The organism is Pseudomonas fluorescens (assembly GCF_000967965.1).
GTDB classification, from domain to species: Bacteria; Pseudomonadota; Gammaproteobacteria; order Pseudomonadales; family Pseudomonadaceae; genus Aquipseudomonas; species Aquipseudomonas grandcourensis.
Window position 1 is genome coordinate 49,340 of the sequence record NZ_LACC01000014.1, and the last position, 21,837, is coordinate 71,176.

Consider the following 21,837-nt stretch of genomic DNA (forward strand, 5'->3'; position numbering starts at 1 on the left):
AAAGAAGCCATGAGGAGAACCGCATGAGCACTCATGAATATCAGCTGATCGCAACGTCGAAAAGCCCCGAAGACCTGGTCCAGCACGACCGCGTCGATGTCTCGCTGTACAACGACCCGGCGCTGTTCGAAGCCGAGCTGGACAAGATTTTCTACCGCACCTGGGTGTGGGTTGCCCACGAAAGCGAAGTGCGCAACAGCGGCGACTTCAAGACCGCCACCATTGGCCGTCGCCCGGTGATTGTCGTGCGCGACAAGAAGAACAACATCAACGTGCTGGAAAACCGTTGCCGGCACCGTGGCGCCACCGTGTGCGAGAAGCACAAGGGCAACGCCACCGGTTTCACCTGCCCGTACCACAGCTGGTCCTATGGCCTGGACGGCAAGCTGCGTGCGCTGCCGTATCCGGATGGCTACGAAGGTATCCTGGAGAAATCCGAACTGCCGCTGACCAGCCTGCGCGTCGAACGCTACGCCGGCATGATCTTCGCCAGCTACAACGACGAGATCGAACCGCTGGAAGACTTCCTCGGCGGCGCCAAGCACTGGATGGACCTGTTCATGAAGCAGGGCGCCGGTTACCCGATCAAGACCCAGGGCGAACACAAGTTCAGCTTCAAGGGCAACTGGAAGATCCAGCTGGAAAACACCACCGACGGTTACCACTTCCCGATCGTGCACAAGTCGTTCATGTCGTCGGTGGATGAAGAAACCTCGGAAATGCTCTCGTTCATGACCGACGAACAAGCCGTCACCCACTCGCTGGGCAACGGCCACAGCGTGATGGTGATGGTGCCGGAGCACGTCGATCTCGATCATGACGACGGCACCGAGCAGTTGCAGGAGCGCTTCGCCCATGTGACTGAAGAACTGTCGAAAACCATGCCGGCCGATCAGGTCCGTCGCATCGTGCGCTCGCTGCACGGCGCCGGTTTCAACCTTAACCTGTTCCCCAACGTGGCGATGTCGATGTCGTTCTTCCGCGTGCTGCGCCCGGTGTCGGTCACCGAAACCGAGATCCGTCACGTTGCCCTCGGCATGGACGGCGGCCCGGAAATCGCCAACCGCGAACGCATGCGCATCCACGAACACTTCCAGGGCCCGTTCGGTTTCGGCAGCCCTGACGATGCCGAGGCCTGGGACCGCGTGCAACGCGGCTCGTATGCCGGCGTCGATGCGCCAATCCTGGTCAACCGCGGCCTGAACCGCGAAATCACCGCTGAAAACGGCGACAAGGTCAGCCACGCCACCGACGAAGGCGGCATGCGCGGTGCCTACGACATGTGGAAAAGGATGATGAGCCAATGAGCAATCACGACACCCTGAATGGTTTTTCCGGCCCGTTGGCCCAGGCCATCGAATTCATCTGGCGCGAAGCCGAACTGCTCGACCACAAGAACTACGCCGAATGGGCGACCCTGTGGAGCGAAAGCGGCAAGTACATCGTGCCGATCGACCCGGACACCGAAGATTTCGAAGCGACCCTGAACTACGCCTACGACGATGCGCGCATGCGTGACCTGCGCATCGAACGCCTGACCGCCGGCTACTCGCCGTCGGCGGTGGACGCGGCGAAAACCATCCGCACGATCTCGCGTTTCCGTCTGGTGGAAGCGGCCGGCGACATCGTCGAAGTCAACTCGGCGCAACTGCTGTACGCCTACAAGCGCGGTGTGCACACGCCGTTTGTGGCTGACCTGAACCACCGTATCCGCTTCACCGATGGCGTGCCGACCCTGGAGCGCAAAGTGGTGCGCCTGATCAACTCCACCGACAGCCTGAGCGCGCTCGGCTTCCTTTTGTGAGGGCAACATCATGAGTCGAGTAGCCCTTGTAACGGGTGCCTCACGCGGACTGGGCGAGTGCATCGCCCGCCGTCTGCACGCGGCGGGTTATCGCGTCGGCCTGGCCGATGTGCGCCTCGATGGCGTGCGGCATCTGGCCGCCGAGCTGGATGGCAGCGGCGCCACGGCCGTCGCCATCGAACTGGATGTGCGCAGCAAGGCCGACTTCCAGCGCGCCCGCGACCTGCTCGCCGCGCACTGGGGCGGCACTGACATTCTGGTGAACAACGCTGGCGTGTCGAAAGTCGCGGCGCTGATGGACATCACGCCGGAAGAATTCGACGAGTCGATGGCGATCAACCTGCGCGGCACCTTTGTTGCCTGCCAGGTGTTCGGCGCGCACTTCGCCGAGCGCGGCTTCGGGCGCATCGTCAACATTGCTTCGCTTGCCGGGCAGAACGGCGGCACCGCCACCGGCGCGCACTACGCGGCGGCCAAGGGTGGCGTGGCGACCCTGACCAAGGTCTTCGCCCGTGAACTGGCGCCCCAGGGCGTGACGGTCAACAGCATCTCGCCGGGTCCGCTGGACTTGCCTGTGGTGCGCGAGACCGTGGCTCCGGAGCGACTGGAACAGATCCTCAAGATGATCCCGGCCGGCACCCTCGGTGACCCCGAGTTCATCGCCGACAGCGTGTTGCTGTTGGTCGCCGACAACGCGACCTCTGTGACTGGCGCGTGCCTGGACGTCAACGGCGGTTTGTTCATGCGCTGAGAAAGCAGGGGTGATTTAGAACCTGTGGCGAGGGAGCTTGCTCCCGCTGGGCTGCGAAGCGGCCCCCAAATATTGCTGACACTGAAGAGTTTTGCGACTGCTGCGCAGTCGAGCGGGAGCAAGCTCCCTCGCCACAGGGTGGTGCCTGGCTCAAGACTGTTAGCTGTCCGAATTAACCGAAATAACCAGTTTTAGGTGATGCAATGATGAAGGTGAAGATCGAAAGGATCGTCGACGAAGCGCTGGATATCCGTTCCTTTCGCCTCGTGCGCAGTGACGGCCAGCCGCTCGACACCTATGAACCGGGTGCCCACGTCGACCTGACCGGGCCGACCGGGGTGACCCGCCAGTATTCGCTGTGCAGCCCGCCACAGGATCGCCGTGCGTATCTGGTGGCGGTGAAGAAAGAGGCGCAGTCGCGCGGCGGTTCGCTGGCGCTGCACGAGCAAGTGGAAGAGGGCATGGAGCTGGAAATGGGTGCGCCGCGCAACCTGTTCCGTCTCGATGAAAGTACCAGCGAACATGTGTTGTTCGCCGCCGGTATCGGTGTCACGCCGCTGCTGAGCATGGCCTACAAATTGGCGGAAAGCGGCCAGCCGTATCGCCTGCACTATTTCGCCCGCTCGGCGCAGTACGCGGCGTTTACCGAACTGTTGGCGACGAACTTTGCTGAATCTGTGGAGTTTCACTATGGCGTGGAGCCCGCGGATCTCGACGCAGCGTTGAGTGAATGCCTGGAGCGTGCCGGCAGCGCCGCCCACGTCTACACCTGCGGCCCGGCACCCTTCATGAACAAAGTGGTGGAAGTGGCGTCCCGCAGTCGCTCGGACGATGCCATTCACCTGGAACACTTCGCCGCAGACCCGGCCGCCAACAGCGCGCCGGCGGGTACGTTCGAAGTGGAACTGGCCAGTTCCGGCGTGGTACTGCAAGTGCCGGCCAACGCCAGCCTGGTCGATGTGTTGCAGGCCTATGGTTGCGACATCGACACCGAGTGCCGCGAAGGCATCTGCGGCACCTGCATCGTCGAAGTGCTGGACGGCTTGCCGGAGCACCGCGACAACTGTCTGTCGAACAAGGAAAAGGCCTCCAACAAGCAGATTTGTGCCTGTGTATCACGGGCGCTTTCCGCTCGTCTGGTATTGGACCTTTAACTGAAAGTCGACTGGAAAGCTTGGGCCGGAGCCTGTTGAATGGGCGCCCGGCGGCCGTCGAAGGAGGAGATGGCTACAGAAGTAACCGTTTTGACGAACCGCTCGATGAAGCGGTCGAAAAATAACAACAAAAACGTGAGGCTTGCGGACATGATTACAGCATCGACGGTGCGCAACGAGGCGTTCGAAAGTTGGTTGAGCCAGGTGAACCAGGCTTGTGGGCGTTTCGATGCCCAGGCGCTGGACACCGATTTCTACGGCGAACTGGCAGAATTTCGCAGCGGTGCGATCAACCTCAGTGTGGTCGACATGGCGCACGTGCATTTGTACCGCACCAGCAAGGACGTCAGCACCAGCAGCGACGGCCACTACTACGCGGTGTTCCAGCTGCGTGGCAGCTCGCAACTGGAGCAGGGCGACAACCGCGCGCAACTGGGCTGTGGCGACATCGCCCTGATCGACGCCAGCCGTCCCAGCGACATGATCTACAACGACGATTGCCGACAACTGTCGTTGATTCTTCCGCGCCAGGTGGTTGAGCGCGGTTCGCACTTCAATGCCGTCAACTGCGCCACGCGCATCGCGGCCGGCAGCCCCCTGGCGGCGATGGCCAACAAGCTGGTGCTGGACACCCGCCAGCAGGACGGGCTGGACATGCAGGAAAGCGAGGCCGTGCTCGATGCCCTGGCCAGTTTGTTGCTGCCGGGCATTAGCGCCCGCGACTGCGGTGCAGACGCCCATGAGCGGCAATTTCGCAAGATCATCGCCTTCATCGACGCGCACCTGAGCGACGAAGAACTGTGCCCCGAGCTGATTGCCCGTGAAGTCGGGATTTCCGTGCGCGGCCTGTACCGGATGTTCTCCAAGCGCGGGCTGGTGGTGGCGCAATACATCAAGCACCGACGCCTGGATTTCTGCGCCGAAAACCTGCGCCGCGCCGATGTCGAGCAGAAGCTTTCGGCGCTGTGTTATGCGTGGGGGTTCTCGGATTCGAGCTACTTCTCGTCGGCGTTCAAATCGCGCTTCGGCGTGTCACCGGGTGCTTATCGCAAGCGGTATAGCCAGATCTGACACCCGCCATTGATGTTGAGTCTGCCGGCCTCATCGCGAGCAGGCTCACTCCTACAGTGGATCTCCAGCGAACACAGAATTTGTGCCTGGCCGGGATCGACCTGTAGGAGCGAGCCTGCTCGCGATGGCGGCCTCATGACTGCCGCAGATCCCTCAGTGCCGCGCCGGCTCATCCACCGGTAAATGCAGCACCTCGCGCACCAGCATGGCGATGCTGCTCACGCCCATCTTCTCCTTGATCTTGGTGCGGTGCACATCAACGGTCTTCACGCTGATGTTCAGTTCCCGGGCAATCACCTTGCTGGCCTTGCCATCGATCACCAGCATCAACACTTCCCGCTCTCGGGTGGTCAGCAGTGCCAGCTTGCCCTGCAGGTTCTGACGCTGCTGCTGATCGGCCTGGGCGTGCACGGCGGTCTTCAGCGCGGCCTGGATGCGGTCGATCATCTGTTGCGGGTTGTAGGGCTTCTCGACGAAATCCAGCGCGCCGTTCTTCATCGCCGTGACCGACATCGGAATGTCGCCATGGGCCGAGACGAAAATGGTCGGCAAGGTGCTGCCGCGCTGGTTGAGGATTTCCTGCAACTGGAAACCGCTGGTTTCCGGCATGCGCACGTCGAGCACCAGGCAGGCGGGCTGCTTGGGGTCGTACTGGCTGAGGAACTCTTCGGCGCCGGCAAAGCACTGCGCCTGCACGCTGACCGACTCCAGCAACCAGGCCAGTGAGGTTCGCAGGTCCTTGTCGTCGTCGACGATATAAACAATCGGTTTACGGATTTCCATCGGGGCTGCCACGAAAGTTTTCTAATTATTGTTTTCGCACGGGAGCGTGCGGCACGCATTGGCTCATCTTTCTGGAGCCAGTATGCAGAATACCCACTGTGGCCGGCCCTTGCGATAAAGAAACCACCTAGTCGACTAGCGGAAACCCAACCCTGCCATGGGGATCGTCAGAATGGTTGTACCGCGCCCGCAGCCTTAGTCTTGTTCCATCACCTACGGGCCGCAAGATAGCGGCCCTCCTGAAGGAAGGGGCATCGACATGGCCGACCTGAGCCAGCAGCAAATCGACTTTCGCAACGCCATGGCGCAGCTGCCTGCCGCGGTGAACATCATCACCACCAACGGCCCCGGCGGTCGTTGCGGCATCACCGCCAGCGCCGTGTGCTCGGTGACCGACTCGCCGCCCACCGTGCTGGTGTGCGTCAACCGCAACAGCGCCACCCACGACGTGTTCCGCACCAACGGCCACCTGTGCGTCAACGTGCTGTGTGGCGAGCAGGAAGAACTGGCCCGTCATTTCGCCGGCATGACCAAGGTGCCGATGGACGAACGCTTCGCTTGGGACCTGTGGGACGACGGCGCCGCCGACGTGCCGGTGCTGCGCGATGCCCTGGTGCAGCTTGAGGGGCGGATCACCGAGTGCAAGGAAGTGGGCTCGCATTCGGTGATGTTCGTGGAACTGACGAAGGTTGGGGTGCGGGAGCCGCGCGACAGCCTGGTGTATTTCAACCGGTTGTTTCATCGCGTTGAGCATGCCGGGGCGCATTGCTGATTGTGGCGAGGGAGCTTGCTCCCGCTGGGCTGCGAAGCGGCCCCAAAAGCTGAATCTGCGATGAGTCAGTCAAACCGCGGTTACCTGTTTTACGACTGCTGCGCAGCCGAGCGGGACGGTGCGGCGATCCGACAAGCTCCCTCGCCACAAATGCGTCCGCTCGATATGCCTGTTTAACGGCTGTAGGCGTCACTTCCTGCAAGCTACAACGTCTTGCGTCGTTGCCTACAGGTACGCCAGAATCCGCCGGCTTGTGCGCCCTGGAGGCCATCGGTAACTTGGTCCGCGTCACTGATTCCCAGTGATCGGGTTTAGCAGCCCGTGGTGTTACGAAGCGCATCTGCATTCCAAACAGTCAGGTCTTTTCATGCCTGGACTTCATGGTAGCTGTGCGCAGGGCGTCTTCGGGCGCGCCGGTATCGTACTCCCCGGTCTGCTAACCTGCGCACAGCTGCCACCCATCGTTTAGCAGCGACTCGGTGACGGCTCCATTTTCGGAGTTCGAAACATGTCAAAGGTTACCCCTGATCCACCAGACAACGATTCCTGCCCCAACCCGGGCCTGCACATCATGGCCGCCCCGCACAAACCCTCCACACTGTTCACCATCAACCCCGACATCGACACCGAAACCCTGCTGGCCCACGCCTGCGAATCGCTGGCCTCGGCGAACGTGATGGTCAATGACCTGGCGGGTTTCCTGGAAGGTACGCACCGCAACACCCTGCTGGGCATCGCGCAAGTGATCATGCTGGGGGAGTTGGCGGTGAATCGGGCGCTGGACAGGCTTGATCCGGCGGGATAGCGGCTCTTGAGGCGGAAGGTAATCCTGTGGCGAGGGAGCTTGCTCCCGCTGGGCTGCGAAGCAGCCCCAAAATCAGCCATTGCGGTGCTTCAGAAGTACCGCAATGACCGGGTTTACGACTGCTGCGCAGCCGAGCGGGAGCAAGCTCCCTCGCCACAAAAGCATCGTTACTGCTGCAAATATTCCCGAGCCAACAAACAAGCCCGCTCAATCAACATCGGCGCCATTTCTATCGCCGTCGGCGTGCCCTGGCGGGTGTGAATCCAGCCCAGGTACGTGGTGCCGCGCAGCATCAGGAACAGCGCCAGTGTCCTGCGATCCGCCTCGGTCAGCGGCTTGACCGCGTTGTAGCCGTCGAGCAGCGCCGCCTTCATCTGCTCATAGCGCGGGTCATCCAGGCAGAAGTACAAGGCCGTGGCCAACTCGAACATGTGCCAGCCAAACCCGGCATCGTCGAAGTCGATCAGGCGCAGGTGCGGGCCTTCGATCAGCAGGTTCTCGGGCACCAGGTCCGCGTGAATCATGCCGAAGTTGCCCAGGTGCCGCCCGTATTGACGCAAGTTCTTGCGCGCCTTGCGCCGGGCCTGTTGCAACAGATCCCGCTGCTCATCGCTGAGCTGCGCAAGCTCCCAGAAACGCCCCCAGAACGGGTTGGCACCGATCAAGCCTTCTTCATCCCAGGCATGCCGGACAAACTCGTCTGGCTGTTGCCAATCCGCCGAGTGCAGATGGATGCGCGCAGCAATCGCACCGGCTTCGTTGAACAGGAAATCGATTTCAGTATCGGCCTGCACCCCGGCCTCGGAAGTGCCGGCGGTGGCGCCTGGCAGCCAGGCGAGCATGTCGATGTGCCGCGCCTCGCCGATGGCCTGGTGGGTGACTTCGATCAGATGGCTTTCATTTTGCGCACGGATAATCTGCGGCACGGTAATGCCTGCGCCGGCCAGGGCTTCCATCCATTGCAGCTCGGAGCGCAGCGCGGCCTCGCAGTGATAGCCATTGCGATGGATACGCAAGGCCACCCGCTGACCGTCGTGGCGGCGGGCCGAGAACACCGCGTTCTCGCGAAACTTCACCAGTTCGATGTCGGCGAATTCGCCGTCCCACTGTTGCAGGGCATGGCGCGCCAGTTCGTGCAGACGGGTCACTTGCTGGTCATGGCTCAGGGTGTCGAATGCAAGGGTGTGGAATTCAGTCATGGCAAAAGCCTCAAATCGCGCTCAGGGCGCTGTCCAGTGTGTCGACGAACAAGTCAGCGTGGTCGAGGCCGAACACCAGCGGCGGGCGCAGCTTGAGAATGTTGTCGCCGGCGCCGATCTTGCTGATCAGCACGCCGTTCTCGCGCATGTCGTTGACCACCTTGCGCGCCTCCAGTCCGGCCGGCTCCTTGCTGGCGTGGTCGCGCACCAGTTCCATGGCGAAGAACAGGCCCTTGCCGCGCACGTCGCCGATGATCGAGTGTTTGCTCGCCAACACTTGCAGGCGTTGCTGTACATAGGCGCCGACGTTTTGCGCATTCATCAGCAGTTGCTGTTGCTCGATCACATCCAGCACCGCCATGCCCACCGCTGCCGCCACCGGCGAGCCGCCGAAGGTGTTGAAGTACATGGCGTGGCGACCGAAGGATTCGACCAGCGCCTTGTGGGTGATCAACCCGGCCAGGGGATAGCCGTTACCCATCGGTTTGCCGAGGGTGACGATGTCCGGCACCACGCCGTGGGCCTGATGGCCCCACAGGTGATCGCCGGTACGACCGAAACCGGACTGCACTTCATCAGCGATGAACAGGCCACCCGCAGCGCGGATCAGCGCCGCGGCCTTGTTGACGAAGCTGGCTGGAACCCGTGGCAAGCCTTCGTTGGCGAACAGGGTGTCGATCAGCAGCGCGGCGGGGCGAATACCCTGGGCCTGCATCGAGGCAATGGCGGTGGCGATGTTGGCTGCGTATTGCTCGGCCAGTTGCGCCTCGGTGGTGCCGGCCGGTGCCCGGTACAGGCACGGAATCGGCACGGCGCGGGCGTGGGCGGCAAAGGGTTCCGGCGAGGGCAGGGCGGTGGTGACTTCGGCCAGTGACGCCGAGTTACCGTGGTAGTTGTAGTCGCTGACGATGATGCCGGTACCGCCACTGGCGAACCGCGCCAGGCGCAGCGCCAGTTCATTGGCCTCGCTGCCGGTGCAGGTGAACATCGCGGTGTCCAGCGGTTCGGCGAAGGTCGCGGTCAGGCGCTCGGCGTAGCGCACCACTTGTTCATCCAGGTAGCGGGTGTGGATGTTCAGCGTGGTGGCCTGGCGGTGCATGGCCTCGGTCACGTGGGGGTTGCAGTGACCGACGCAGGGCACGTTGTTGTAGACGTCGAGGTAGCGGCGGCCATCGACGTCGAACAGCCAGACGCCTTCGCCACGCACCAGATGCAGAGGTTTGTCGTAGAACAGCGGCGAGGCGCTGCCGAGCACGCGATGGCGGCGTTGTAGCAGAGTGTCTTCAGGCATGGTCTGGAACCTCGATGGCGGTGGTGCGACGGTTGCGCAGCAGGTAGTTGAAAATGCACAGGGTGAAGGTCACGGCGAGGGCGATCAGCATCAGCATGTCGAGCTGGAAACAGGCGGCGATCACCACCAGCGTCAGGACCAGGCCCAGCCAGGCAACCAGTTTGCCGCCGACCAGGGTGAACGGCCGTGGCAGGTCCGGTTGGTTGCGTTTGATATGCAGGTACGCGCCGAAGATCAACAGGTAGCAAACGTTGAGCAGCAGCACGACCGCGAGCATCACGGTGGCCGGGTCCACTTCGGACAGCGGCAGGCCGATCATGCCGATCAGCATCAGCGCCGGGTAAGGCGTGCCGCGCTTGCCGGTCTTGCCCAGCCACTGCGGGAACAGGCCATCGCGGGCCATGGCGAACAGTTGACGGGACGCGGCGTACACCAGCGAGAAGAAGGTCGCGATCAGGCCGAACACCGCGCCGCAACCAATCACCTTGGCCAGCCACGAACCCTCACCGAAGGCGCTGTTGCTGGACATCGCTGCGTACAGCGGATCACCCGCCGAACCCACCAGCTCGACACCACCGGCACCCGGTGCGCATACCAGCACCACCAGCGCCGTCACCAGCAGGGTACCGATGGCTGCGAGAATGCCCCGGGGCATTGTGCGGCCGGGGTTGTGCGCTTCCTCGGCTGCCGAACCGGTTTGCTCGACGGTGATGAACAGCCAGATCGCGAACGGCACACAGGCGAAGATGCCGCCGAGGCTGACCGGTGTCGCGACGTTGGCCGGCAATGTCAGCAAATTGGCCAGTTCGACATGGGGCGCCATGGCCACGCCAAACGTGAGCAGGGCGACCACGGCGATCACGCCGGCAATGAACGTCAGGCCCATGGCCTCACCGACACCGCGCATGTGGATGCCGATGATCACCGCGAACAGGGCGATCTTCACCGGCCAGCCACCGAGGCCGAAAATCGATTCGGTGTAGGCGCAGATAAAGGTCGCGGCCGCGCCGGTACCGATGGTCAGCGCCAGTGCGCAAGCCACGCCGACCAGATAACCCACGAACGGCCCGAAGGCACTTTGCGCATAGACGAACACGCCTCCAGCGCTGGGCAGCGCGGTGGACAGCTCCGCCACGCACAACGCCAGGCCGCCGCAGAGCAGGGCCATCAACAACATGGCGATCAACATGTTCAGCCAGCCACCGGCCGCCAGCCCGAAGTTCCAGCCGGAAAACTGCCCGGCCACCACCAACGCAATTCCGAGGCCGGCAATCTTTGGCCAGCCCAGCGCACTTTTCTTGAGCACAGAAATCTCCCGCGACCCGAAGGTCGATTTATTGTTGTTAGTGAGAAATGGAGGGGGTTCAGCGTTGCATTGCAGGGCACCCTGGAGCGGGTATTGCTCCGAGGTCGGCTTCGATACTACGCCCGGGGTGCGCGGCGACATGTTTGCGCGCATGCCATGTGGTTGGTTGTGGGTGCCAGATTTATGTGGGCTGGCGTAGATCTCTGTGGGAGCGAGCCTGCTCGCGATGGCGGAGTGTCAGTCAGCATTGATGCTGGATGTGATGGCCTCTTTGCGGGCAAGCCCGCTCCCACAGGGATCTTTGGTGAACGCAAGATTTGTGTATGGCAAAAATCCAGTGTGGGAGCTTGCTCGCGAAGGTGGTGTATCAGGCACGGCAAATCTCAGATACGAAAGCTCCCCACCAACTGATTCAACTTCCACGTGGGCAACGACAGCGCCGTTGCCCGCGGCCGAGATTAGAAACCGGTGGCGAACACCACCTGGGCGTAGACGTTCCTGTCGTTGTTACCCAGTTGGGTACCACCGTCTTCGGCGCTCTTGTCCGGTTGGTAGATGCCCACCAACGGCATCACGGTCAGGTGGTCGTTGACGTGCCATTCGGCGTACAGGTCGACTTCGTGGCCATCGGTGTTGCCCAGGTTGCGGTCGATGGTGTCGTAGTTGAAGTACATCGCGCCGACGTTGAGGTTTTCCAGCGGCGAGACTTTCAGCGTGACGTTCTGGATGCGCGAGTTGCTGTTGAACGGCCCGGCGTAGTTGCCCGCCACTTCACCCTGGAACCAGGTGCCGTAGCCACGGCTGAAACCGTAGAACAGGGTGTCGTAGCCTTCCGAGAAGCGGCTGTAGCGGTAGCTGGCGCTAGGTGTCCAGACCGCGTCGGAGAAGGTCCAGCCGGCTTCCAGGTACCAGGCGTCTTCGCTGGAGGTGTGAGGCTTGTCCTGCTTGGCGTATTCACCGGACAGGAACAGGTTTTTCACCCCGGCGTTGCCCGCCGCACGCAGGCTGTAGGTCTTCATGCCGTCGCGTTCGAGCTGGATCGGCGAGGCGTACTGTTCATCGATATCGGTGGTCTTGATGTAGGTCAGGCCGACCGTACCGGCCTCGGCCACGTGCTCCAGGGTGCCGACGTACATTTCGGTCTTGGCCTGGGCGCGGTTGTCGGATTTGAGCCACATCAGGTCGCTGCGCCAGCCTTCCTTGCCGCCCAGACGCAATACGGCGGTTTCGTCGAAGGCTTTGCGTGCTGCCAGGTAATAGGCGCCGCCACGGTTGAATTGGCCGTCGGCCAGGCCCTTGCCCATGTTCAGCGCATCGCCATCGATCAGGAAACCGTCGCCAACCACGATGTTCTGGCGGCCGAAAGACAGGTCGACGCCGTCCTTGCCCAACGCCCCGAACAGATCGGCCGAACGCCAGCCGAGGTAGGCGTCTTCGAACTTGGTGGTGCGTTCCGAACCGTCGGTGAAACCGGCGGCATCGCCGTCGCCCCAGGTGCCGGAACTGAGCATGTTCCCCGCGCCGTACGCGGTGCCCACACCGCCCAGGCCTTGATCGAAGCTCAAGCCGTATTTGATGTAGCCCTCGCGCCACGATGAGCTGCCTTCATTCAGGCGACCGGACAGGGCGTAGTTTTCCTGGCTGTGGAAAATGCCGAATACGGCTTCGAGGGTAGCGTTCAGGTGGCTGTCGTCATCGGCGTAGAGTTCATAGGCACCGGCATTGCCGGCACTGATCATCAGCGCGAGCGTCGAGAGACGAAGCAAGGGGGACTTGAGCATGGTGTGGCATCCGTTCTTGTTCTTGAGCGCAGGTTTGCGGTCTGTCCGGATACTAAGGCGAGGCTATTGTTTGCCCTTTTCCCTGTTTGCCAATTAGTTGGTTGTGCATGCCAGATTGCCCGGTTTGGCAGCCCGGCCAATACAACTGGCACGCAGGGCAAAACCTGCGTGCCGGCGACCACCGACAATCCCTACCAGCCTGCCGAAGCACCGTTGCCTCGGCATTTTTAGTGTTGGCGTTCGCCTGCTGGCGGGCGCGTGGATTTTCAAGGTCGTTTTCCTATGTTCACTTCGCTGCGTTTGCCCCTGATCGGTTTGTTGTCCTTCACCCTGGTCCAGGTGGTGTCCGCCGCCGAGTGCGCCCCGGACACGCGCCGTGGTGGCGAGGTGTTTGCCACCGAGTGCAGTGTCTGCCACGCGGTGACCAAGGGCACGACCGGCATGATGGGGCCGAACCTGTTCGGTGTGTATGGGCGCAAGTCCGGCTCGCTGGCGGGTTTCAGCTACTCCCAGGCCATGCGCGACAAAGACGTCGACTGGCAGGCCGAGAACATCACGCAACTGATCACCCAGCCCCAGGCCTTCGTGCCGGGCACCTACATGCCCTACATGGGCCTGGCTTCCGCCGACGACCGCCAGGCGGTCGCGTGCTTCCTCAAAGAACAACACTGATCAGGCCGCAATTGCGCCTGAACAACTCGTCTGAATGAAAGGTGAATTATGAGCAACGTTGAAATCCTGCCCCAGGTTGCTGCATTCCTCGAACGTCGCCACGGCTGCTTCATCGATGGCCAGTGGGTGCTTGCCGAGGGCGACAGCATCGCCGTGGTCAACCCGGCCACCGGACAAACCCTGTGCGAAACACTCGATGCGCCGCTGGAACTCGTCGAGCGCGCCGTGCAGTCGTCCCACAAGGCGTTCAAGTCCGGCGTGTGGTCGAGCCTGCGCCCGGCGGACCGTGAACGCATCCTGCTGAACTTCACCCGCCTGGTCGAAGAACACGCCGAAGAACTGGCCCAGCTGGAAACCCTGAGCCAGGGCAAGTCGATCAACATGGCCCGCGCGCTGGACCTCAACGCCACCGTGGAATTCATGCGCTACATGTCCGGCTGGGCGACCAAGATCGAAGGCCAGACCTTCGATGTGTCGATCCCGCTGCCACCGGGCGCCAAATTCACCGCGTTCACCAAGCGTGAGCCGGTAGGCGTGGTGGTCGGCATCGTGCCATGGAACTTCCCGCTGCTGATCGCCGCCTGGAAACTGATGCCAGCCCTGGCCACCGGTTGCACGGTGATCATCAAGCCGGCCATGGAAACCCCGCTGACCGCCATGCGCCTGGCTGAACTGGCGCTGGAAGCCGGCATCCCGGCTGGCGTATTCAACGTGGTCACCGGTGGCGGCGCCTCCGTTGGCGGCGTGTTGACCTCGCATCCTCTGGTGAGCAAAGTGTCGTTCACCGGTTCCACCGCCGTGGGCAAGAGTGTTGGCGTGGCGTGCATGGAAAACATGACGCGCTTCTCCCTGGAACTGGGCGGCAAGAACCCGATGATCGTGCTCGCCGATGCCGACATCGAAAAAGCCGTGCAAGGCGCACTCCTCGGCGGCTTGCTGAACAACGGCCAGGTCTGCGCCGCAGCCTCGCGCTTCTACGTGCACCGTTCGATCCACGACCAATTCGTCGAAGCCCTGGCAGCTGCCGTCTCCTCGATGCCGATTGGCGCGGGCATGAACTGTGAAGCAGCGATCAACCCGCTGGTGTCGCGCAAGCAACAGCAAAGCGTACTCAAGCACATCGAACTGGCCCGCCAGCAAGGTGCGCGGGTGGTGACTGGCGGCGAGTTGCTGGAAGGCGACGGTTTCTTCGTGCAACCGACCATTCTGGCGGACATCAACCACAGCATGGCCGTGGCCCGTGAAGAAGTGTTCGGCCCGGTGCTGGGCGTGATGCCGTTCGACGACGAAGACGCCGTGATCGAACTGGCCAACGACAACCGCTACGGCCTGGCCGCCAGCCTGTGGACCAACGACCTGGGCAAAGCCATGAACCTGGTGCCGCGCATCGAAGCCGGTACGGTCTGGGTCAACGCCCACGTGCTGCTCGACCCGGCGATGCCGTTCGGTGGCGTCAAGCAATCGGGCATGGGCCGTGAGTTTGGTCGTGCGGTGATCGAGGCTTACACCGAGCTCAAGTCGGTGTGTATCGCCCATTGAGTTATATCTAGCAGTTGGCGCAGCTTACGTTCGGCTGCGCCAGCTACTACAGGGATTTGTCCCACCAGTGCCATTGCGGCGCAGGCAAAACATCTAAAAGCGGTTCATGCCATCGATATTCGCTTAGAAGGCTAAGTGATTGGTTATTGCCTGGGGCGACAATGAACTTTCAGCATGAGTCTGACGGAGCTTTCTGAAAATTATGGCTGCTGTTGCGATCAATGCGGTTTGTTGGTTGTATGGGCGTCATGACTCAACGGTTACTTCAACTTGATCAAGTGTCGTTCAACCTGCCCGATGGGCGCGTTCTGTTCGATCACTTGAACCACACCTTCAATACCAGGGCCACCGGCATCGTGGGCGCCAATGGCTGTGGCAAGTCCTTGCTTGGCCGGATCCTCACTGGCGAGCAACTGCCCACCAGCGGCATTGTCCGTCGCGAAGGTCGGGTTTACGCCGTGCCCCAACTCCTCGAACCCGAACGTTATCCCAGCGTCGCCGCGCTGGCCGGTGTCGACCATATTCTGGCGGCGCTTGCGCGCATTGCCCAAGGTAGCGTCGATGATGACGACCATGTGCTGGCGGTCGACCAATGGGATTGCGCCGCGCGCCTTGAGGTGGAGCTACAGCAGATCGGCCTGGGTCACTTGAACGCCGACGCGCGCACCGACGCACTCAGTGGTGGCGAACGGCAACGGGTAGCGCTGCTGGGCGCGTGGCTATCGAGGGCCGACTGGCTGATTCTCGATGAGCCCAGCAACCACCTGGATATTGATCAGCAACACAAGCTTGCGCAGCAGATCGGGCGCTGGCCCAACGGTCTCGTGTTGATCAGCCACGACCGCAGCCTTCTGGAACACGTCAACGAAATTGTCGAGCTTTCACCCCTGGGGCTGGCGGCTTATGGCGGCAACTACAGTCAATATGCAGCGGCGCGCGAGCAGGAGCAGCAGGCGTTCCAGTCGGCATTACAAGGTGAGCGGTCGCAGGCCAAACGTGAGCAACGCGAGATGATCGTACAAATGGAGCGTCAGCAACGGCGTAATGCCCGCGGTGACCGTCAGGCTCGAGAGGGTAGCCAGACCAAACTCATCACCAATGCCCAGAAAGAGCGCAGCGAAAACAGTCAGGGAAGATTGCGCCTCAATCAACAGGTGGCCCGGGAACAGCAGCAACAACGGATCGCCGAGGGCCGTGCGCGGTGTGCACCGGACATTCAACGCATGATGTTGTCTCCGGAAAGCGTAGTGCCCAATGGCAAGCTGATTGTGCAACTCAACGACCTCATTCTCCCGTTCGGCTACGCGGCACCGATCAATCTGACGTTGACGGGGCCTATGCGCATGGCAATCCTGGGCGCTAATGGCAGCGGCAAGTCGACCCTGTTGCGAGTGATTGCTGGCCAACTGCCGGCGCACGAAGGCGAACTCATCCGCAGTTGCCATGTCGGCTGGCTGGATCAACACGCCGGATTGCAGTATCCCGAACGCACGGCGGTGCAATGGCTCTACGAGAGCAATCCTGAATTGCCCGAAGCCGAGGCACGAACCCGCTTGGCGCAGATGGGGATTGATGCTGACCGTGCGATGCTTAAGACCTGCCAGTTGAGTGGCGGCGAACGCCTGAAAATAGCACTCGCTGCGCAATTGTATGCACGGCGGCCACCGCAATTGCTGTTGCTGGACGAACCAGACAACCATTTGGACTTGCCCAGCCGAATCGCACTGGAGCAAATGCTCAATCAGTATCAAGGGGCATTGATCGTGGTCTCTCACGACCGTGCTTTTTTGCAGGCGATTCATCTGGATAGCGAAGTCCATCTCAAACGCTAGTTGTCCATGTAAGGCTACGGTCGCATCTTTAACACTTTCAAAGCATCACGCGGCAGGCGATCTCGCCAGTTCAATCCCGGCAGCCCCCAGCCGCTTGAGAATTTCAAACAGCAGCTCGCTTTTGATCGCGCCGACCGTGCGTGGGCTGCCGACATAACCGGTGATGGTCAATGTGATGCCTTCCGGTTTCAGCTGACTGAAGCGCAAAAACGGCACTGGTTTATCCAGAATGGATTCATGCTCGGTATAGGTGTCCATCAGCAGGTTTTGCACAAGCTCCGGGTCGATGTCCAGCGGGAACATCAGTTCGAGTATCACCACGCCCTGGGCGCTGCCGCCGAGGGTGACGTTGCGCAGGTTCTGCGAAATCAGGTGGGAGTTGGGCACGATCATGATCGAGCGGTCGGCCAGTTGTATTTCCGTGGCCCGCACGTTGATCCGTCGTATATCGCCTTCGACGCCGCTGATGCTGATCAGGTCGCCGACCTTCACCGGACGCTCGGTGAGCAGGATCAGGCCGGAGATGAAATTCTTCACGATCTCCTGAAGGCCAAAGCCGATACCCACTGACAATGCACTGACGATCCACGCCAGGTTGGTCCACTTGATCCCCAGCGACGACAGCGTGAGCAGCACCACGGACGCGTAACCGATGTTGGCAAACAGGGTGCTGAGCGAGGCGCACATGCCCGGGTCCATCTCGGTTTTGGGCAGGAACTCGTTATCCAGCCAGCGTCGAAAGGAGCGAATCAGGTAGATGCCGATCACCAGGGCGAGGACGGCATTGAGCAGGTTGTCCGGGACGATGTTGAGTTTGCGCAGCCCTTCGCCGCCGAGTACGGCCACGGTGCCGGTGACCAGTTGCCCGAGCGTCGTCCCCACGCCGCCGACAAACAGGGCAATGACGCCGATCAGCATCAGGATGGCGCGGCCAGCCCCGGACATGACGGTGCAGATCTGCTCCAGGCGTGGATTGCCGATGCCCAGCAGTTGTTTGATTACTTTGCCGGTGGGTTGCCGGGGCGAAAAAACGTAGTCGCAGGTGTCCTGGTAGACCTGTGTGAGCAGGTAGAAACCGGCGCAGATGATGAATATCCAGACCATTTCATAGGTGATGAACCGGGCCATCGTCACGTAGCCGATCAACAGGGCGAACAGTGACACCACCACGGCAACGCCGGTGAAGGTGTAAATCAGACCGGCGAAGGTGGTGACGCCTTCGGGGGCTTCGCCGGCAACGATCAGGTCTCTGCGCGTCTTGCTGACACGCAACAACAGCGCACCGATCACCAGTGCCGCGACCAATGCCACGATGCCCCGACCGAACAACACCACTTCGGCGCTCATGCCGGTGACATTGCTCATCTGCACCAGGGTCACAAGCACCAGCAGCAGGCTGGCCAGCAACTGCGGATAAGGCTCCATCGCCAGCGCTACCGGATCGGCAATATCGGGCAGGCGCCATGAGGGATGTTTGGTCGACAGCAGTGCGCGGCTCAGCCCGGTGATCAGCACGCAGGTATAGGCCAGCTTTTCCAGATACTGCGCCAGGTCGTCCAGCAGGGGGGGGTAGGGCAGTTGCCGGGTCCCGGCAAAATGCAGCAATTGCAGGGCGATGCCGGCAGTCAGCACCGTCGCCATCACCGACGCCAGCGCAAGGGAGCTGCGCCGCAGCCGGCCTGCTGGCATTCGATGAAAGCACAGCCACGCCAGGCCCCGGCCGGCGAGGTTTCGACCTACGGTCCAAATGACCAGGGCCAGCAAGAGCAGGGCGGCCGTGATCCCGCGTTGTCCGGGTTGCCAGGCGGCCCGGTGCGTGGCCTTGAGTTGCTCGATGAGGGCGCTGAAACGTTGACGGTCCTCATTCGGAAGAGCGAACAATGGCGACCAGAAACTCGGGCTCAGGATGCTGCTGGTCTGCTGGGTCACTTCCGCTTCCAGCAGGCTGCGCCGGATGCTGGCAATCTGCGTGATCAGCTCGGCGGCACTTATTTTTAGCGCGGCCAGGGTTTTGAGTTGACTGTCGATCTTGTCTTTTTGCTCGCCGAGGGCGTCTCGTTGGGAGGTAATGGCAGTCGTCACCTGAGCGTTCTCGTCAAGCGGCACTGGCCCCAGCACGTTGAGTTGCGCCTGCAATTGCGCCTGTCCAGGCAGCAGCGATGTGGACAGGCGTTCAATCTCCTGAATCAGTACCTGCACCTGGTCCTGTGAGCTTTCCAGCTGGGTGTAATTGGTGGCCAGGGAAACCTGCTGCTTGAGGCTGTTGAGCTGGCTTTGCACCCCCAGCAATTCGCTGTCGGAGATGCTGATGATTGGGGCTGCGGGGGCGGGGGCGGGAGCGGGGGCAAGAGCAGGAGCAGGAATAGGAGCAGGTGCGTCGGCCATGTCCCCCGCCAACAGCCATCCCGTGCTTGCCGCCAGAACCGCGAAGGCGACGTAAATCATTGACTTCAAGACATTGCGCATCGGCGAGCTCGACGGGTTGTTAGTCACATAGCCAATGAGGTTAGGTCATGACACGCACCCTTGAGCATTGTTTTGTCGGAAGTGCCCCATGTGGTTTTCGCTCAAACGCTACTCATGCTGTTGCCGCGCCGGGAAAAACAGTTCGAAGCAGGTGATGCCGTCGGCACTGCTGACATGGCAGGCACCGTTGTGCAGTTGCATGATCGTCGCCACGATCGACAGGCCCAGGCCATTGGATTGGGCCGAGCGTTCGCGGGACTCATCGACCCGGTAGAAGCGTTCGAACAGCCGTGGCAGATGCCGGGCCGGGATGGTCGGGCCGTGGTTGCGCACTTGCACCTGGATGCCGTCGGCAGTTGGGGTGGCGTGGATGCACAGCTCGGAATGTGGCGCGCCGTACTTGATAGCGTTGGCGCACAGGTTGGCCAATGCCCGACGCAGCAGCATCGGCTCGGCCCAGATCAAGCCGCTGCCCCGTGCATCGATGCAGATGCCAACGTCGGTCGCCGGACCTTCGAAATAATCGGCCATGCGTTGCATTTCGTCGGCGGCATCCAGTTCCTGACGCTGGCGCAGGGCACTGCGCGGATCGGTGCGGGCCAGGAACAGCATGTTGTCGAGCATGCGCGCCAGGCGTTCCAGCTCTTCGACATTCGAGGCCAATAGCTGCTGATAGGCGTCGGTGCTGCGGTTCTGCTGCAGGGCCACCTGGGTTTCGCCCAGCAGGTTGTTGATCGGTGTGCGCAGTTCGTGGGCCATGTCGGTCGACACCTGGCCCAGCTGGATGAAGCCTTTGTCCAGGCGGTCCAGCATGGCGTTGAAGGCGTCGATCATCGGCAGCAGTTCCAGCGGCGCGCCCTGGCTGTCGAGGCGTTCGTTGAGGTTGCCGACGTCGATGCTTTGGGTGTGACGGGCCAGGCGCCGCACGGGCAACAGGCCGCGATGCACCAGCACATAACCGGACAGCGCCAGCAGAATCGCCGCGACGCTGGCGAACAGGTACACATTGAGCCGGTAGTCGGCGAGTACGGCGGTGCGTTCGGTCATCAGGCGCCCGGTCACCACTTGCAGGCTGCCCAAGTCACCGGAATCGATGGTCGCCGCCAGGGCGGAAAACGGCACGCCATTGACGCTGGGCAAATGCTGCACGTCGCTCAAAGTCAGCCGATGATCCATGGCCACCGGGCTCAGCACCGGCATCGTCAGGTTGCCCGGGTTGACCACCAGCAACGGCGGTTGGCCAGGGGTGCCGATGGTCAGCAGGGCCTCGCGGTTGCCCATCATGTTCTGGAACAGCGCCGGTTTGGCCTTGATCAGGTCCAGGGTATTGCTGTCGTTGAGGAAAGTGCGCAACTGGTCGATACGGGTGATCAGGGCAATGTCGTCGCGATGGATCAGCTCGCGCTCCAGGTCGCGGTACAGCGCCACGCCCAGCAGCGCCAGTGAGACAAACGCCAGCAGGGCAAACACCAGCGCCAGGCGCAGGGTCAGGGAGTGGCTGAGGCGGGAGGCGGATTGCAGTGGCGTCATCGCATTCATGGGGGCGTTCAGGGTTGAGTGTCGAAGCGGTAGCCGATGCCGCGCACGCTGTGGATCAGCTTGAGCGGGAACGGATCATCGATTTTCAGGCGCAGGCGGCGCACCGCGACATCGACGACATTGGTGTCGCTGTCGAAATTCATGTCCCAGACCCGCGAGGCAATCATCGAACGTGACAGCACCTCGCCCTGATGCGTGGCGAACAGGTGCAGCAGGGCGAACTCTTTGTTGGTCAGGGTGATGCGGTTGCCGGCGCGGCTGACGCGGCGCTTGAGCACGTCGATCTGCAAGTCGTCGACGTGCAGGTGTTCTTCTTCCCGGGTAGGACCGCGCCGGGTCAGGGTGCGCAGGCGTGCCACCAGTTCGGCGAAGGAAAACGGCTTGATCAGGTAATCGTCGGCGCCCAGTTCGAGGCCTTTGATACGGTCGGCGATGTCATCCCGGGCGGTGAGGAACAGCACCGGTGTGTCGGCTTCTTTGCGCAGGCGGCGCAGGACTTCCCAGCCGTCCATCTTCGGCATCATGACGTCCAGCACAATCACGTCGAAATCGTGTTCCAGGGCCAGGTGCAAGCCATCGACGCCGTCCCGCGCCAGGCTCACGGTGTATCCGAGTTCCTGCAGGCCGTTGAGCAGGTAGTTGCCGGCCTTGGGTTCGTCTTCGACAACGAGGATGTTCATGCAAACCTGCCTGATCCGGTCGGGCTACAGGGGCGAGCCAGTGGCGAAAGTGTAGCCCGGTCGGCGGTGAATACGGGCATCCGCTCAGTTCTCACCAATGCAACCTACGCCCTGGACCTGATAGTCCAGTTGGTGCTCACGACCCTGGTGGTCGAGGTAGTTGAACTGCGCCGGAACAATGCCGCACTGGCCGTTGAGGTCGGTCATGGACAGCACTTTGGCCACATCCACCGGGACATAGAAGCCGTCCTTGTCGTGGATGACCGCCGAGGTGGGCTGGGTGGCGGCAAATGCCGAACCGGTGGCGAGCAGGGCGGCAAAACCCGCGATCAACATTTTCATGACGAATCTCTCTCTACAAGGGCAGGGTGGCTGCCGGTGGTTGGCCTGAC

The 21,837-nt window shown here is 61.8% G+C and carries 19 protein-coding genes; 10 read left to right on the plus strand and 9 right to left on the minus strand.

The genetic code is table 11. From position 1 onward, the window contains the following. Positions 1-23: 23 nt before the first annotated feature. From VC35_RS12405 to feaR, 5 genes are all read left to right on the plus strand, one after another. Positions 24-1,307: an aromatic ring-hydroxylating oxygenase subunit alpha gene (locus VC35_RS12405; RefSeq protein ID WP_046040359.1), complete on the plus strand. Its 1,284-nt coding sequence runs from the start codon at positions 24-26 to the stop codon at positions 1,305-1,307. Continuing rightward, complete coding sequence (locus tag VC35_RS12410; RefSeq protein WP_046040360.1) at positions 1,304-1,804, plus strand: aromatic-ring-hydroxylating dioxygenase subunit beta; 501 nt, start codon at positions 1,304-1,306, stop codon at positions 1,802-1,804. Before VC35_RS12405 ends, VC35_RS12410 begins: the two co-directional genes overlap by 4 nt. A 10-nt stretch (positions 1,805-1,814) precedes the next feature. Beyond that, positions 1,815-2,555: an SDR family NAD(P)-dependent oxidoreductase gene (locus VC35_RS12415; RefSeq protein ID WP_046040361.1), complete on the plus strand. Its 741-nt coding sequence runs from the start codon at positions 1,815-1,817 to the stop codon at positions 2,553-2,555. Between the two features lie 203 nt (positions 2,556-2,758). Next, a complete protein-coding gene (locus tag VC35_RS12420; protein ID WP_046040362.1) occupies positions 2,759-3,709 on the plus strand; it encodes a PDR/VanB family oxidoreductase in 951 nt (316 codons plus the stop codon). Between the two features lie 150 nt (positions 3,710-3,859). Beyond that, a complete protein-coding gene (feaR, locus tag VC35_RS12425) occupies positions 3,860-4,780 on the plus strand; it encodes a transcriptional regulator FeaR (RefSeq protein WP_046040363.1) in 921 nt (306 codons plus the stop codon). Positions 4,781-4,933: 153 nt separating this feature from the next. Here the strand turns inward: feaR and VC35_RS12430 are convergent, their stop codons facing one another. Continuing rightward, entirely contained in the window at positions 4,934-5,563 is a 630-nt protein-coding gene (locus VC35_RS12430; protein WP_046040364.1) for a response regulator transcription factor, read from the minus strand. Positions 5,564-5,822: 259 nt separating this feature from the next. On the opposite strand from VC35_RS12430, the gene hpaC reads away from it, so the two are divergent. After that, positions 5,823-6,335: a 4-hydroxyphenylacetate 3-monooxygenase, reductase component gene (gene hpaC / locus VC35_RS12435; protein ID WP_046040366.1), complete on the plus strand. Its 513-nt coding sequence runs from the start codon at positions 5,823-5,825 to the stop codon at positions 6,333-6,335. Between the two features lie 508 nt (positions 6,336-6,843). Further along, complete coding sequence (locus VC35_RS12440) at positions 6,844-7,140, plus strand: DUF6124 family protein (protein WP_046040367.1); 297 nt, start codon at positions 6,844-6,846, stop codon at positions 7,138-7,140. Between the two features lie 167 nt (positions 7,141-7,307). On the opposite strand, the gene VC35_RS12445 is transcribed toward VC35_RS12440, so the two are convergent. From VC35_RS12445 to VC35_RS12460, 4 genes are all read right to left on the minus strand, one after another. Next, complete coding sequence (locus tag VC35_RS12445) at positions 7,308-8,339, minus strand: phosphotransferase enzyme family protein (protein WP_046040369.1); 1,032 nt, start codon at positions 8,337-8,339, stop codon at positions 7,308-7,310. Between the two features lie 10 nt (positions 8,340-8,349). Further along, a complete protein-coding gene (locus VC35_RS12450) occupies positions 8,350-9,630 on the minus strand; it encodes an aspartate aminotransferase family protein (RefSeq protein ID WP_046040370.1) in 1,281 nt (426 codons plus the stop codon). Then, the gene (locus tag VC35_RS12455; protein ID WP_046040371.1) at positions 9,623-10,936 is read right to left on the minus strand and encodes an amino acid permease; all 1,314 of its coding nucleotides are present in this window, start codon (positions 10,934-10,936) and stop codon (positions 9,623-9,625) included. The genes VC35_RS12450 and VC35_RS12455 overlap by 8 nt, the downstream gene beginning before the upstream one ends. A 458-nt stretch (positions 10,937-11,394) precedes the next feature. Beyond that, positions 11,395-12,717: an alginate export family protein gene (locus VC35_RS12460; protein ID WP_046040373.1), complete on the minus strand. Its 1,323-nt coding sequence runs from the start codon at positions 12,715-12,717 to the stop codon at positions 11,395-11,397. A 282-nt stretch (positions 12,718-12,999) separates the two neighbouring features. Between VC35_RS12460 and VC35_RS12465 the strand changes: the two genes are divergently transcribed. From VC35_RS12465 to VC35_RS12475, 3 genes are all read left to right on the plus strand, one after another. Beyond that, positions 13,000-13,389: a c-type cytochrome gene (locus VC35_RS12465; protein WP_046040375.1), complete on the plus strand. Its 390-nt coding sequence runs from the start codon at positions 13,000-13,002 to the stop codon at positions 13,387-13,389. Positions 13,390-13,437: 48 nt separating this feature from the next. Further along, positions 13,438-14,928 (plus strand): aldehyde dehydrogenase family protein, encoded by a 1,491-nt coding sequence (locus VC35_RS12470; RefSeq protein ID WP_046040376.1) that lies wholly within the window; start codon positions 13,438-13,440, stop codon positions 14,926-14,928. A gap of 248 nt (positions 14,929-15,176) precedes the next feature. Continuing rightward, positions 15,177-16,760, plus strand: coding sequence for an ABC-F family ATP-binding cassette domain-containing protein (locus tag VC35_RS12475; RefSeq protein ID WP_046040499.1), 1,584 nt, complete (start codon positions 15,177-15,179; stop codon positions 16,758-16,760). A gap of 45 nt (positions 16,761-16,805) precedes the next feature. On the opposite strand, the gene VC35_RS12480 is transcribed toward VC35_RS12475, so the two are convergent. The 4 genes from VC35_RS12480 to VC35_RS12495 all read right to left on the minus strand — a co-directional run bounded on the left by VC35_RS12480 (position 16,806) and on the right by VC35_RS12495 (position 21,787). Beyond that, positions 16,806-19,226, minus strand: a complete 2,421-nt coding sequence (locus tag VC35_RS12480; protein ID WP_046040378.1) for a DUF3772 domain-containing protein — start codon at positions 19,224-19,226, stop codon at positions 16,806-16,808. A gap of 108 nt (positions 19,227-19,334) precedes the next feature. Then, positions 19,335-20,765, minus strand: coding sequence for a heavy metal sensor histidine kinase (locus VC35_RS12485; protein WP_046040380.1), 1,431 nt, complete (start codon positions 20,763-20,765; stop codon positions 19,335-19,337). Positions 20,766-20,773: 8 nt separating this feature from the next. Further along, positions 20,774-21,445, minus strand: coding sequence for a heavy metal response regulator transcription factor (locus VC35_RS12490; RefSeq protein ID WP_046040381.1), 672 nt, complete (start codon positions 21,443-21,445; stop codon positions 20,774-20,776). A gap of 84 nt (positions 21,446-21,529) precedes the next feature. Then, entirely contained in the window at positions 21,530-21,787 is a 258-nt protein-coding gene (locus VC35_RS12495; protein WP_046040382.1) for a DUF2790 domain-containing protein, read from the minus strand. Between the last annotated feature and the right edge of the window lie 50 nt (positions 21,788-21,837).